General features: G+C 46.9%; 14 protein-coding genes. 11 read left to right on the top strand and 3 right to left on the bottom strand.

From position 1 onward, the window contains the following. The first annotated feature begins 84 nt into the window (after nt 1-84). The 4 genes from QUA99_RS17135 (at nt 85) to QUA99_RS17120 (ending at nt 3,334) form a co-directional block, all read left to right on the top strand. Complete coding sequence (locus tag QUA99_RS17135; RefSeq protein WP_333238866.1) at nt 85-1,119, top strand: chlorophyll a/b binding light-harvesting protein; 1,035 nt, start codon at nt 85-87, stop codon at nt 1,117-1,119. A gap of 220 nt (nt 1,120-1,339) precedes the next feature. Further along, nucleotides 1,340-2,305 carry a chlorophyll a/b binding light-harvesting protein gene (locus QUA99_RS17130; RefSeq protein ID WP_333238864.1) on the top strand — a complete coding sequence of 322 codons (966 nt, stop codon included), beginning with the start codon at nt 1,340-1,342 and terminating at the stop codon, nt 2,303-2,305. Between the two features lie 98 nt (nt 2,306-2,403). Then, the gene (locus tag QUA99_RS17125; protein WP_333238862.1) at nt 2,404-2,742 is read left to right on the top strand and encodes a hypothetical protein; all 339 of its coding nucleotides are present in this window, start codon (nt 2,404-2,406) and stop codon (nt 2,740-2,742) included. A gap of 76 nt (nt 2,743-2,818) precedes the next feature. Then, on the top strand, nt 2,819-3,334 hold the full coding sequence (locus QUA99_RS17120; RefSeq protein ID WP_333238860.1) for a transcriptional repressor: 516 nt from the start codon (nt 2,819-2,821) through the stop codon (nt 3,332-3,334). A 395-nt stretch (nt 3,335-3,729) separates the two neighbouring features. Here the strand turns inward: QUA99_RS17120 and QUA99_RS17115 are convergent, their stop codons facing one another. Together QUA99_RS17115 and QUA99_RS17110 are read right to left on the bottom strand one after the other, a co-directional pair. Then, nucleotides 3,730-4,581 carry an Npun_R2479 family HD domain-containing metalloprotein gene (locus QUA99_RS17115; protein WP_333238858.1) on the bottom strand — a complete coding sequence of 284 codons (852 nt, stop codon included), beginning with the start codon at nt 4,579-4,581 and terminating at the stop codon, nt 3,730-3,732. A gap of 204 nt (nt 4,582-4,785) precedes the next feature. Next, entirely contained in the window at nt 4,786-4,989 is a 204-nt protein-coding gene (locus QUA99_RS17110; RefSeq protein ID WP_333238856.1) for a hypothetical protein, read from the bottom strand. A gap of 457 nt (nt 4,990-5,446) precedes the next feature. Here QUA99_RS17110 and rpsL point away from each other — a divergent pair, with 457 nt between their 5' ends. The 7 genes from rpsL to QUA99_RS17075 all read left to right on the top strand — a co-directional run bounded on the left by rpsL (nt 5,447) and on the right by QUA99_RS17075 (nt 12,931). Continuing rightward, nucleotides 5,447-5,827, top strand: coding sequence for a 30S ribosomal protein S12 (gene rpsL, locus QUA99_RS17105; RefSeq protein WP_006632197.1), 381 nt, complete (start codon nt 5,447-5,449; stop codon nt 5,825-5,827). Between the two features lie 145 nt (nt 5,828-5,972). Next, on the top strand, nt 5,973-6,443 hold the full coding sequence (gene rpsG / locus QUA99_RS17100) for a 30S ribosomal protein S7 (protein ID WP_006632196.1): 471 nt from the start codon (nt 5,973-5,975) through the stop codon (nt 6,441-6,443). A 345-nt stretch (nt 6,444-6,788) separates the two neighbouring features. Next, the gene (fusA, locus tag QUA99_RS17095; protein ID WP_333238854.1) at nt 6,789-8,861 is read left to right on the top strand and encodes an elongation factor G; all 2,073 of its coding nucleotides are present in this window, start codon (nt 6,789-6,791) and stop codon (nt 8,859-8,861) included. Between the two features lie 102 nt (nt 8,862-8,963). Then, nucleotides 8,964-10,193: an elongation factor Tu gene (tuf, locus tag QUA99_RS17090; RefSeq protein ID WP_333238852.1), complete on the top strand. Its 1,230-nt coding sequence runs from the start codon at nt 8,964-8,966 to the stop codon at nt 10,191-10,193. A 217-nt stretch (nt 10,194-10,410) separates the two neighbouring features. After that, entirely contained in the window at nt 10,411-10,728 is a 318-nt protein-coding gene (gene rpsJ / locus QUA99_RS17085) for a 30S ribosomal protein S10 (protein ID WP_006632193.1), read from the top strand. 408 nt (nt 10,729-11,136) lie between these two features. Further along, a complete protein-coding gene (locus tag QUA99_RS17080; RefSeq protein ID WP_332977659.1) occupies nt 11,137-11,778 on the top strand; it encodes an LON peptidase substrate-binding domain-containing protein in 642 nt (213 codons plus the stop codon). A gap of 214 nt (nt 11,779-11,992) precedes the next feature. Beyond that, nucleotides 11,993-12,931 carry a PspA/IM30 family protein gene (locus QUA99_RS17075; protein ID WP_333238851.1) on the top strand — a complete coding sequence of 313 codons (939 nt, stop codon included), beginning with the start codon at nt 11,993-11,995 and terminating at the stop codon, nt 12,929-12,931. 33 nt (nt 12,932-12,964) lie between these two features. Here QUA99_RS17075 and QUA99_RS17070 read toward each other — a convergent pair whose 3' ends face one another. Next, complete coding sequence (locus tag QUA99_RS17070; RefSeq protein ID WP_333238849.1) at nt 12,965-13,213, bottom strand: pentapeptide repeat-containing protein; 249 nt, start codon at nt 13,211-13,213, stop codon at nt 12,965-12,967. Between the last annotated feature and the right edge of the window lie 77 nt (nt 13,214-13,290).

Below are 13,290 nucleotides of genomic sequence, written 5' to 3'. Positions count from 1 at the left end.
CCTTCAAGAAACCCGCTTTCTATCTACAAAGTCACAGCTCAATTTCTCTCAAACCAGACAAGTACAGAAAGGAAACAAAAAACGATGCAAACTTACGACAATCCCAAGGTTAAATATGACTGGTGGGCAGGCAATGCCAGGTTCGCCAATCTTTCGGGGTATTTCATTTCCGCTCACGTCGCTCAAGCCGCTTTAACTACTTTCTGGGCCGGAGCATTTACTCTGTTTGAACTGTCTCGCTACAACCCAGCCATCCCTATGGGCGAACAGGGGTTAATTTTGCTCCCGCACTTAGCTACTCTCGGTTTAGGTGTAGGATCTGGCGGCAACATTGTGGATACTTATCCGTATTTTGTGGTCGGTATGGTACACCTCATTTCATCTGCTGTTTTGGGTGCTGGTGCTTTATTTCACACCTTTAAAGCGCCTAAAAATTTGAAAGATGCCAAAGGTCGGGCCGCCAAGTTTCACTTTGAATGGGACGACTCGAAAAAGCTGGGTTTCATCTTAGGACACCACCTAATTTTCCTCGGCGCTGGTGCGCTGCTGCTGGTAGCAAAAGCGATGTTTTGGGGCGGTTTGTACGACTCGACAATTCACGAAGTCCGCACTGTTGTGAGTCCTACTCTCGATCCGTTAGTTATCTACGGCTACCAAACTCATTTTGCCAGTGTTGACAATTTGGAAGATTTAGTTGGCGGTCACATTTATGTCGGCATTATGCTAATTATTGGTGGCATTTGGCACATCGTTAAAGAGCCTCTTCCTTGGGCAAAGCGAGTGTTAAGTTTCTCTGGGGAAGCTATTCTGTCTTACTCTCTCGGCGGTATAGCTTTAGCAGGGTTTACAGCGGCTTATTTCTGCGCGGTTAATACTTTAGCTTATCCGGTTGAATTCTACGGGCCTGTGCTGGAAACCAAGCTGGGTATTAGCCCTTATTTTGCAGATACGATCGAACTGCCGATGGGCGCTCACACTCCTCGCTGCTGGCTGGCAAATGCTCATTTCTTCTTGGCTTTCTTCTGCTTGCAAGGTCATCTGTGGCACGCTTTGCGGGCGATTGGCTTCAATTTCAAGCAAGTTGAAACTTCCTTGAATGCGGTAGGAACTGAGTCGTAAGACTTAAGCAATCCTGGACGCACTCCCACCAAAGAAACCGGGTTTTTACTGAATCTACGGGTGACAACGAACTATTTTCGTAAAAAACCCGGTTTCTGAGCCCCAATTCGTAAGTCCTATTAAAATTTTGCCGAGTTCAAAAAACTCTGCAAGGAATGCGAAGGGCAACAATATTCAAGTTAAAAATTGCCCAGCTATTAATTTTACGAGGAAAAGAACTGTGACAATTGCTAGCATTAACGACTTTGGAAGAGATGAAACGAATTTTAAGTGGTGGGTTGGTAATGCCCGCTTAACTGATTTGTCGGGTAGGTTGTTGGGTGCTCATGTCGCTCACGCGGGTTTGATTATGTTTTGGGCGGGTGCAACTACTATTTCGGAAGTTACTCGCTTTGTACCAGAAGTGCCGATGTACGAGCAAAATCTCACTTTACTGCCGCATTTAGCAACTTTAGGTTGGGGTGTTGGTGCTGGGGGTGCGGTGATTGATACTTATCCTTATTTTGCGATCGGCATATTGCATTTAGTCGCATCGGCGGTGTTGGGTGCTGGAGGTCTTTTTCATGTGTTTCGCGGCCCTGCGATTTTGCACAACGGCGGCGGAATTGCTGCTCTGTTTCACTACGAATGGAATGATGCTAAGAAGCTAGGATTTATTTTGGGAAGTCACTTAATTGTTTTGGGATTGGGTGCTTTTTTGCTAGTGATGAAAGCGATGAGTTTTGGGGGGATTTATGATAGTGCGATCGGGGATGTCCGCCTGATTACTAATCCTAATTTGAATCCGGCAACAATTTTTGGCTATCTGTTTGGATTTGCTAACGGCGGCTGGACAATCCTGGGAATGGCTGCTGTTAATAATTTGGAGGATGTTATTGGGGGTCACATTTGGATTAGTGCCGTGTTAATTGCAGGTGGCGTGTGGCACACTCGCGTTGAGCCTTTTCCTTGGGCCAAGCGACTTTTAATTATTAATGCCGATGCTATTCTTGCTTACAGTTTGGGGGGTTTGGCTTTTATGGCTTTTGTTTCCTGCGCGTTTGCGGGATATAACACGACTGTTTATCCTGTGGAATTTTACGGGAGCGATCGGCTCGCCTTGACAAATGCACAATTTTTCTTGGGTATAATAGCGCTTGCCGGTCACATTTGGCACGCTTCTCGCGCCCACCTTAATATAAGCTGAATGCAATTTAAGTAAGATAAGCAAGAAACAAAGTTAAAGTTTCTTGCTTAAATTACATCAGTTTTGAATTTGTAGGTACCAAGAGAGAAAATTAGTCTATGAGTGTTTTTATTTGCTGTTTCTGTATCGTGACTGTGATCGTTCTGTTTTTGTGGAGTGTTGCAGTAGCGCTGCGAGAAGGAGTCTATCAAATTCGGCGACTGCATCAAATTCCGTGTTCGGATTGCGAGTTTTTTACTAATGACTACCGCCTCAAGTGTACTGTGCGGCCGTGCGTTGCTTGTACTGAGGAGGCGATCGGCTGTACTGACTTTGAACCGAAAACTTGTTTAGCCAATTCTTGTCAGCAACATTGCTCAAAGCTTCACAAAGCTTACAGAGAAATACCGACAACTAATCCTCCAGTTACACCTTTACCAACATGGATAAGTAGCTAGAGCCATTAATGATGAATCACGAAATTCTTCTTTCTTCACGAAATCTTTCTTACTTCTTTTTTATTTCTTCACGAATATGAATTTATACAGCGCAAACTCACTCAAAGTCGAACTCAACCAGAGAGGCTGCCGCCTGACTCCCCAGCGAGAAACTATTTTGAGTGTCTTTCAAAATCTGCGGCAAGGTCATCATTTAAGTGCGGAAGAATTATACAGGACTTTGCAGAATCAAGGAGAACGAATTGGCTTGTCTACTGTGTACCGAACGCTGCACTTATTAGCAAGAATTGGGATTTTGCGTGAACTAGAATTAGCAGAAGGACACAAACATTACGAACTAAATTTGCCGGAGTTGCACCACCACCACCATCTGGTTTGCATTCAGTGTCACAAAACTTTTGAATTTAGCGATGAATCAATTTTAAGAATTGGCAAAAAGCAAGTTGAAAAAGCTGGTGTCGAACTGCTGGACTGTCAATTAACTGTGCGAGCTGTTTGTTTGGAAGCGCTGCGGGAGGGATGGCCTTCTTTGGTGCCGAGCAATTGGTTGTGTCCGAGATATCATTCAGAAATTGAGGAGGAAATTAGTTGAGTTGGATGAAATACACTGCGGTAATGAGGAATTGGTAATTGGTAATTGGTAATTGGTAATTCTTTAAACTCAGGTACGGCCATAGCGTTGCCAGGAATGCTTTAGCAAAGTGATGGTCAGGAAAGCAATCTCACGCATTCCCAGGGAGCATCTCATATTTGTAAAAACACTTCTTCTGGCTCCTTCCTTCTTCCTCTTTCCTCCTGCCCCGCAGCCTCGGGCCTCCTGCCTTAAAACTCCAATTTCTAGCTTAACTGCAAAAGTGAGATGCTCCCCATTCCCAACTCGCCGTCTTTCCGTCCCCCTTAATAGCGTTGCCATAAATGTTAAGGAAGCAATTATTAGGAAAGCAATCTCACGCATTCAAAACTTGCTGCCTTTCCCTTCTCCTTCCGTCAAGCAACCTCAGAATCGCAACGTTGGTGTTCCATGCGAAATACATTAGCATACAAACTAGCAACAATCTGTTTGCCTTCCTGCGTCAATTGCAAGTAATCTAGAGATTCGCTGATGTGAGGATAAATGCCGCTCCAGTAAAACTTAGAGTAGCTTTGCAGCAAGTCGCCCGGATGTCGATAGCCCAAAACTTTAGTAGCACCGCTTTCTTCCAATTCGTAAAACAGCGCGCCAATTTTCTGCAAATATTGTGGGTTGCTAAGCTGACCTATCAAGTCAGCACCGCGAACTAAACTAGAGTAATTAACTGCATCCTCGTCAGTGTTACCATCAAGCACCGAGAAACGAGTCTGTTCTATGTTTTGCTTAATAATCTCAGCATTAATTAGCTTGTGGTTGCCGAAGCGCTCGTCAATGAACAGTTTTGCTCTGTCAACTCGGTAAGGAGCTAGGCTGGCGGCTGTTGCACCGGGAGTAAGCGCAATTCTCATGCCATCTTTTCCCGTAGCATACAATCCTTCCGATGCTTTGTCTTGCCGGCAAACTCCTTTGACATATCCGATGTCTTGGCACAGCAGAGAAATGATGTAGTGCAGCCAATCTTCGCAGGAGACTCCCCCCTTGCGAATGTGTTTTCCCCGCAAGATTTCTTGACCGACTAAGGTAATGCAAATGGCGTGTTCTACATTGTGATAAAGAGCGTCGCTGTTGGCAATGTTTTCTAATGCCATTGCGCCCACCCAGGCAATAATGTCAGCGTAGTCTGATTTGTATCCTCCGTAAGTGCGGCTGTACCCGTTCTGAAGTTGTGCGATGAAAGCCTCGATCAGCAGTTCTGTAGAATTAAACATACCCAGTCCTTTTACCTTAATATTGCTTTTCAAGAACGGTGAATCTATTCTGGAGTTCTCTAATTTTATGGATGAGATTTTAGCTGACAACTCATGCACTCCCTGTGGGTGGTGAGATGTGCGCGGCAATCTCAAAACTGATTGACGCTACGCCTGGGAAGCCACGAAGCAATCTACCGCCCGCACTCAAAACTCCCAACCAACTCAGTCCATCACTGACACCCATCCCCGCCGCACTGCATAGAGCAGCCTGCTGACAATTTTTCGATCGTCTGAACTTTTTAAACTCTGAGAATTAATTGCGTATTGAATTTGGTGGAATACAGTTCGATCGATCTTACCTGATTTCCAAATATTCAAGTAAAGTTCGGAAATTCCATATTCAGAAATATAAGCTTTGGTTGTCATCTGCCGTCAACTTAATGTATATTTCTTATTCTCGGGCAATTTTAGATAACTTTATGTGATGTCGATCGGCTAGAGACTGTGATGCGATCGCCGACTGGAGTGAACGGGCGTCTCCAAACAAGGGCAATTTGCTCGAAAAATCGCGCTCTTTCGATCGCCGTATGTTTTGCTAAGGACTCTGACAATCCTCATAGTTATGCCTAAACTATAGGATTTCACATACCATTCGCCCGTTGCCCTCACCCCCGGACAACTTGCAGCAACGAAGGAAGTTCGATCGCCCGCCGTGCAAATTTCTTGCCAAAGAAACTCCCGTCGTGTACAATATAGAGTCTGGTATCCTCACTTACCCATAATTATTTTGATTAATCCCGTCCCCCCAGAGGGGAAGGGACTTTCAGTGCGGATGCAGCCAAATCACTTTATATTCAGCAAAAAGCTAGAAATGCCGTAACTCATGCCCACTATTCAGCAACTCATCCGTTCAGCACGGGAACAAACGCAGAAAAAAACCAAATCGCCAGCTCTCAAGAGTTGCCCCCAGCGGCGCGGAGTTTGCACCAGAGTGTACACGACCACCCCGAAAAAACCCAACTCGGCGCTGCGGAAGGTGGCTCGGGTAAGGCTGACCTCTGGTTTTGAAGTCACAGCCTACATCCCAGGGATCGGTCACAACTTGCAAGAACACTCGGTAGTAATGATCCGGGGCGGTCGGGTAAAAGATTTGCCCGGAGTTAGATACCACATCATTCGGGGTACATTAGACACCGCTGGGGTGAAAGACCGCAAGCAGGGTCGTTCCAAATACGGGGCCAAGCGTCCTAAAGAGAAAAAATAACACGGATCTCGCCCAATCGTCGGGGTTGGGAAGCAAAAATAAATTCGATCGCGCCGCTCAATTGCAAGCTCGATCGTTACAGATCGAGATCTGAGCCCAAAACCCCAAACTCAATCATTCAAAATCAAAAATCCGAAATAGAACTATGTCTCGCCGCACAGTTATTCAAAAACGTCCAGTTCCACCAGATCCAACCTACAACAGCCGGTTGGTAAGCATGATGGTGAGACGGATCATGCAGCACGGCAAAAAATCCGTTGCCTCCAGCATCGTCTACGACGCCCTCAAAACCATCCAAGAACGCACAGGGGCTGAACCGTTAGACTTGTTTGAAAAAGCAGTCAAAAACGCGACACCCCTAGTAGAAGTCAAAGCCCGCCGGGTAGGTGGCGCCACCTACCAAGTGCCGATGGAAGTGCGTTCCGATCGCGGTACCACCCTCGCCCTCCGCTGGCTGATCAGATTTGCCCGCGCCCGCACAGGCCGCTCGATGGCCGCCAAGCTAGCCAACGAACTGATGGATGCAGCTAACGAAACAGGCAGTGCTATTCGCAAGCGCGAAGAAACTCACCGCATGGCCGAAGCTAACAAGGCTTTTGCTCACTACCGGTACTAACAGCCACATCGGGCATGGAGAAGAGCGCGATCGTGCGGTATAAAAGCATCGGGTGAGAAATTGGAAAGTGTAAGTTTTGAGTGTTGAGATTGCTTCTCTTGGCGCAGTTGCGATTCGTGAAGCAAACTCAAAACTCCCAAAAACAAAATTCACGCACTCAAAATTAACGCACTCTCTGAATCCTCCATGTCGCATCCTTAATATTTTTGTAAACAAATTTTGCAAAAAATATTAAAATGTAACAATAAACTCCAGAGACTTTTGTAAGTCGCTGGGGAGTGCAAAATAGGGTTACTGTGTAGTATAATAGTATTATAACAGCAACACAAGATTAAGGAGGTAGCTGTGGCACGTACCGTCCCGCTAGAAAAAACTCGCAACATCGGCATCGCAGCCCACATCGACGCGGGCAAAACAACAACAACTGAAAGAATTCTGTTCTATTCAGGCATGGTTCACAAAATGGGTGAAGTGCACGAGGGAACAGCAGTCACCGACTGGATGGAGCAAGAGCGGGAGCGGGGAATTACGATTACTGCCGCTGCTATCACCACCAGTTGGAAAGATTACAAAATCAACATCATCGACACTCCCGGACACGTAGACTTCACGATCGAAGTTGAACGCTCGATGCGAGTGCTCGACGGAGTGATCGCAGTGTTCTGCTCGGTAGGGGGAGTGCAGCCGCAGTCCGAAACAGTTTGGCGACAAGCCGACAGGTACAAAGTACCGAGGATCGTGTTCGTCAACAAAATGGATCGGATGGGCGCAAACTTCTACAAAGTCTACGGCCAAATTCGCGATCGCATGAGAGCGAACGCCGTACCCATCCAAATCCCGATCGGCAGCGAAGAAAACTTCCGGGGAATTGTAGACTTAGTGCAAATGAAAGCCTATATCTACAACAACGATATGGGAACCGACATCGAGGAAGTAGAAATCCCCGATGAAGTAAAAGAGCTAGCAGCAGAATACCGCACCAAGCTGATCGAGTCCGTAGCAGAAACCAACGACGCCCTCACCGAGAAATACCTCGAAGGCGAAGAGTTAACTGAAGACGAAATCCGCTTGGCCCTGCGTCACGGCACTGTCGAAGGTACGATCGTCCCCATGTTGTGCGGTTCTGCCTTCAAAAACAAAGGCGTTCAGTTGTTGTTGGATGCAGTCATCGACTATCTACCCTCGCCCTTGGAAGTTCCTCCAATTCAAGGACTCCTGCCCAACGGCGACACCGCAGAAAGATTTGCAGACGACAGCGCGCCCCTGTCAGCCCTGGCATTCAAAATCATGGCTGACCCCTACGGCCGGCTTACCTTTGTTCGCGTCTACTCCGGTATCCTCAAAAAAGGAACCTACGTCCTGAACTCCACCAAAGACAAAAAAGAGCGGGTTTCTCGCCTAATTGTACTCAAAGCGGACGATCGGATAGAAGTTGAGGAACTGCGGGCAGGAGACTTGGGAGCAGCCTTGGGTTTGAAAGACACCTTCACCGGCGACACCCTCTGCGAAGAAGGAGCGCCAGTGATTCTGGAATCTCTGTTTATTCCAGAGCCAGTCATCTCGGTGGCTGTAGAACCCAAAACCAAACAAGACATGGAGAAGCTCTCCAAAGCCCTCCAGTCACTCTCGGAAGAAGACCCCACCTTCCGAGTCAACGTTGACCCAGAAACCAACCAGACAGTCATCGCCGGCATGGGCGAACTGCACCTGGAAATCCTGGTAGACAGGATGCTGCGGGAATTCAAAGTAGAAGCCAACGTGGGTCAGCCGCAAGTAGCCTACCGTGAAACCATTCGCAAATCCGTCCGCGCCGAAGGTAAATTTATCCGCCAAAGTGGCGGTAAAGGTCAGTACGGTCACGTTGTGATCGAACTAGAACCCACCGAAGTCGGAAGCGGCTTTGAATTTGTCTCCAAAATTGTTGGTGGCACTGTACCCAAAGAGTACATCGGCCCGGCAGAACAAGGGATGAAAGAAGCCTGCGAATCAGGTATCGTAGCAGGATATCCCGTGATTGACCTCAAAGCTACTATGGTAGACGGGTCTTTCCACGACGTAGACTCCTCAGAAATGGCATTTAAGATCGCCGGTTCAATGGCGATCAAAGAAGCCGTGATGAAGGCGTCCCCAGTGCTGCTAGAGCCTATGATGAAAGTAGAGGTTGAAGTTCCCGAAGATTACATCGGGAACGTCATCGGAGACCTCAACTCGCGTCGGGGTCAGATCGAAGGTCAAGAGACAGATCAGGGAATTGCCAAAGTTTCTGTAAAAGTTCCACTAGCAGAAATGTTTGGCTACGCTACTGATATCCGCTCGAAAACCCAAGGTCGAGGCATCTTCACAATGGAATTCAGCCATTACGAAGAAGTGCCGCGAAATGTGGCTGAAGCCATCATCGCTAAGAACAAAGGTAACTAACGATTTTGAATTTTAGATTTTGGATTTTGGATGAAATCCAAAGTCTAAAATCTAAAATGTTAAAATCTAAAATCGCTAAAAGAAACAAGGAACAAATCGAGAATGGCACGCGCAAAATTTGAACGGACTAAACCCCACGTAAACATCGGCACGATCGGTCACGTTGACCACGGCAAAACAACTTTGACCGCAGCGATTACGATGACTCTCTCTGCATTAGGTCAAGCAAAGGCTAAGAAGTACGACGAAATCGACGCCGCGCCTGAAGAAAAAGCACGGGGTATTACGATTAATACTGCTCACGTGGAATACGAAACCACAACTCGGCACTATGCCCACGTAGATTGCCCCGGACACGCTGACTATGTGAAAAACATGATCACCGGTGCAGCTCAAATGGACGGCGGCATCTTAGTGGTATCAGCGGCAGACGGCCCCATGCCTCAAACTCGCGAACACATCCTGCTAGCTAAGCAAGTGGGCGTTCCCAGCTTGGTTGTGTTCTTGAACAAAGAAGACATGGTAGACGACCCAGAACTAATGGAACTCGTGGAACTCGAAGTCCGCGAACTCCTGAGCTCTTACGATTTTCCAGGCGATGACATCCCCATTGTGACAGGTTCTGGATTGCAAGCTCTCGAAGCGATGATTGCTAACCCCAAAATCCAGAAGGGCGAAAATCCCTGGGTTGACAAAATTTACAAGCTGATGGAAGAAGTAGATTCTTACATCCCCACCCCAGAGCGCGAAATTGACAAGCCTTTCTTGATGGCTGTAGAAGACGTATTCTCGATTACGGGTCGGGGTACTGTCGCTACTGGTCGGATTGAGCGCGGCACAATCAAAGTCGGCGAAACAGTCGAATTGGTGGGCCTTAAGGACACTCGCAGCACTACGGTGACTGGTGTGGAAATGTTCACCAAACAGTTGGATGAAGGCTTGGCCGGCGACAACGTGGGCCTACTGCTGCGGGGGATTTTAAAGGCGGATATTGAGCGCGGAATGGTGATTGCCAAGCCGAAAAGCATCCTGCCTCACACTCAGTTTGAATCTGAAGTTTACATCCTCAAGAAGGAAGAAGGCGGCCGGCACACGCCCTTTTTCTCTGGCTATCGCCCTCAATTCTACGTCCGCACAACGGATGTAACTGGTACGATCAAACAATTCACCGCTGATGACGGTAGTGAAGCAGAAATGGTGATGCCCGGTGACCGGATCAAAATGACTGTTGAACTGATCCACCCGATCGCGATCGAACAAGGAATGCGCTTCGCTATCCGCGAAGGCGGCCGCACCGTCGGCGCCGGCGTTGTTTCCAAAATCCTCAAGTAGGAATCCGATAACAGACTAAATAGCAGAAAAGCCGCCAAATGCAATCAGGCTTTTCTGCTATTTAGTGAGTAGTGAGTAGTTATAGGTTAGTGGCCAGTTGTTAGTAGTTATGGGTTAAATGTTCAATAACAAATGACTGATGACTGATGACTAATGACTGATGACTAATGACTAATGACTAAAAATAAACTGAACCTAGAAAATTCAAGAAACAAAAATGGCAACAATTCAACAGCAAAAAATTCGCATTCGCCTCAAAGCTTTCGATCGCCGAATTCTAGACGCATCATGCGAAAAGATTGTAGATACAGCAAATCGGACAGCAGCCACAGCGATCGGCCCGATTCCCCTACCGACAAAACGGCGGATTTACTGCTTGCTGCGATCGCCCCACGTAGACAAAGATTCTCGCGAACACTTTGAAACCCGCACGCACCGCCGCATCATCGACATTCACCAGCCATCGGCCAAAACAATTGACGCTTTGATGAAACTGGATTTGCCCGCCGGCGTAGATATCGAAGTCAAGCTGTAGATTGACTTATCGAACACTCGAAAAGAAGGAACAAAGATTAAATAAATAGTTCCTTCTTTTTGTTGAAAATTCCCTACTCATTAGTTATTAAATATTAGTTATTACTTAATAATCAGCAATAATTTCGGCTCCGGCACGAACTTAAATAATTATTCTTAATTAAGGCGCGATCGCTACAAAAACCATCCTTTAGCATTCGCTATCATCGCCTTCAGTATCACTTAGTTCAGCAAAAAGGTATATTTAACATTTTGACGCAATAACGCCTTTGTCAAGCTGTCAGCACCGGAGATAGCTCGCCGTCGATCCCGTTGCGAGCGAAAAAGCCCGATCCCTCCTGCCCCGGAATTGCCTGTAATCAGTTAAAGTAAGAAAAATAAGCGCAAGTACCGTCACTTTTGAGCGACAATGGCATCCTCTTCCTCTGTAGCAGTTCGCGAACTCCCCTTATTTCCGTTGCCGGAAGTGGTTCTATTTCCAGGTAGACCTCTCCCGCTGCAAATCTTCGAGTTTCGCTATCGAATCATGATGAATACGATTCTGGAGGGCGATCGGCGTTTCGGTGTGCTCATGTGGGACCCCAACCAAAACAAAGTCTCTGCTGTTGGCTGTTGCGCCGAAGTGATTCACTGCCAGCGCCTCCCCGACGATCGCATGAAAATTATGACTCTCGGCCAGCAGCGGTTCCGAGTGCTCGACGCCGTTCGGGAAAAACCCTATTTAGTCGGTCTAGTAGAATGGATTGAAGACGAACCGCCGCAACAAGACCTCAGACCTTTGGGAAAAGATGTCGAACAATTGCTGAGAGATGTAGTTCGCCTCTCCAGCAAATTGATGGATCAGCCGATCGACCTGCCCGAAGACATTCCCAGTTTGCCTACCGAATTGTCCTACTGGGTAGCCAGCTACCTTTACGGCGCAGCGACAGAACAGCAAACTCTTTTAGAATTGCAAGATACTGCTGCGAGATTGGAACGCGAAACCGAAATTTTGACTTCTACTCGCAATCACTTGGCAGCCAGGACTGTACTTAAAGATACCCTCAAGTAGTCAACTTGCCTAGGAAAAAGCACGATCGGTTTTGCCTGCCTTGAAGCAATAATTAAGTGCAAATCACACTATTTTCGATTTTCGATTTTCGATTGGGAATGATTGATGAACTAAGGGTTCGGATCGCGGGCTGACAGTTCCATGATTTTTTGGAATTGCTAGCTGTTTAATCCTTAACTTCACACAGGTTCGGACCGGTTCTTTATAGCAGAAAATGCTTGTGTTAGAAAATCTCGACCAACCGAAACCATACGATGCAGTTAGAGGCGGTCAACTGCCACCTCCTGTGGGCGGTGTAGTGCTCGGCGGACTAGCAGGAGTTAAACACCGGCTGTCTAGTTCAGTCAGCGAACATCGAATTGCCGCCCTGACAGAGACATTGAATTACGGCGATGCAGGCTTAAAAATAGTCATCAAGATTTGTCAAAGCGAAACAGGACCAGTGCAGCGGGCTGCCTGCGATTTGCTTCGACAAACGCTGAATTCGATCGCCCGCGAAAAATTACAGGCTTTTGTAGCTTCAAGTTCAGATTCAGAAGCGGATGTAGACAGCACTCAAAAAATATTAGATCGCTCATCCGGTGCAGTCTCAGAAAAAAAATACGATCGGGAGTTGTCCGAAGCACAGTTAATATTTGAGACAATTATGCAGCAGATACAACCTAATTTGTTGCTGTTAGAAGCATTGGTAGCCTCTGTAGAACGGGAAGAATTTACCAGCCCACTGATGAATCTTTGGGAACTGTTAATCTTAGAAATTCAGGAACCTCTCAAAGAACTGCGTCAGGCTGTTGGCAGCGCGATTTCCGCCCAACTGCGGATTCAGTGGCTGTACAATCAAGCGGAATCTCAAGCCAATCAATGGCAGCAGCGAGCTTTGCTAGCTCTTGAGAAAGAGGATGAAAATTCAGTTCGCCTCGCCTTGGTTCCCAAACAGATTCAATTCGATCGGGCGACAGAACTAAAAATTGACTTACACGAGCAAACTGTGCGAGTAGAAACTCTCAACCGCAACTTGCTGGCTTTGGAAAGTAAGATTGCTCAAGCTAATTCCAAGAAAGAGATCCTCAAGATGCAGCTTCATTTTGCTAAGGTACAGCAGCAAATAGACTTCACTTTCAGCGAAGTCAATAGTATATTTTTTAGTCCTTAGCTGTCGGATTCTCCGGTTATATATTGCGCGATCTCAAACTTGTCTGACGCAAAAATGTATTGCCCCACTTAAAATTGCCTCATCTAGCTTAGCTCCTTCCAGATTAGCACCGCACAAAAATGCCCCGCTCAAATTAGCACCCCTCAAGTCAGCTCCTCTCAAGTCTGCGCCCTCAAGGTTACTTTCACACAAAAAAGCTTTTCTCAAGTTGGCTTTTATCAGACTCGCTCCCCGCAGTTTAGCCTCGCTTAGATTGGCTTTTTCGAGGTTTGTATTGTCCAACCCACATTCCGCAGATATTCAAGCAGATTTCATTTCAAAGAAATTCAGAATTGCCAAAACCTCAAATGATTGCTATG

The organism is Microcoleus sp. F10-B2, from assembly GCF_036704965.1.
GTDB lineage: Bacteria > Cyanobacteriota > Cyanobacteriia > Cyanobacteriales > Microcoleaceae > Microcoleus.
This window is presented reverse-complemented; position numbering and strand designations above follow the sequence as displayed.

Coding starts and splice junctions, on each gene's coding strand:
- rpsG (WP_006632196.1), top strand. CDS start 5,973: ATGTCTCGCCGCACAGTTATTCAAAAACGTCCAGTTCCACCAGATCCA.
- QUA99_RS17135 (WP_333238866.1), top strand. CDS start 85: ATGCAAACTTACGACAATCCCAAGGTTAAATATGACTGGTGGGCAGGC.
- tuf (WP_333238852.1), top strand. CDS start 8,964: ATGGCACGCGCAAAATTTGAACGGACTAAACCCCACGTAAACATCGGC.
- QUA99_RS17075 (WP_333238851.1), top strand. CDS start 11,993: ATGCTTGTGTTAGAAAATCTCGACCAACCGAAACCATACGATGCAGTT.
- rpsJ (WP_006632193.1), top strand. CDS start 10,411: ATGGCAACAATTCAACAGCAAAAAATTCGCATTCGCCTCAAAGCTTTC.
- QUA99_RS17080 (WP_332977659.1), top strand. CDS start 11,137: ATGGCATCCTCTTCCTCTGTAGCAGTTCGCGAACTCCCCTTATTTCCG.
- QUA99_RS17120 (WP_333238860.1), top strand. CDS start 2,819: ATGAATTTATACAGCGCAAACTCACTCAAAGTCGAACTCAACCAGAGA.
- QUA99_RS17125 (WP_333238862.1), top strand. CDS start 2,404: ATGAGTGTTTTTATTTGCTGTTTCTGTATCGTGACTGTGATCGTTCTG.
- rpsL (WP_006632197.1), top strand. CDS start 5,447: ATGCCCACTATTCAGCAACTCATCCGTTCAGCACGGGAACAAACGCAG.
- QUA99_RS17110 (WP_333238856.1), bottom strand. CDS start 4,989: ATGACAACCAAAGCTTATATTTCTGAATATGGAATTTCCGAACTTTAC.
- QUA99_RS17115 (WP_333238858.1), bottom strand. CDS start 4,581: ATGTTTAATTCTACAGAACTGCTGATCGAGGCTTTCATCGCACAACTT.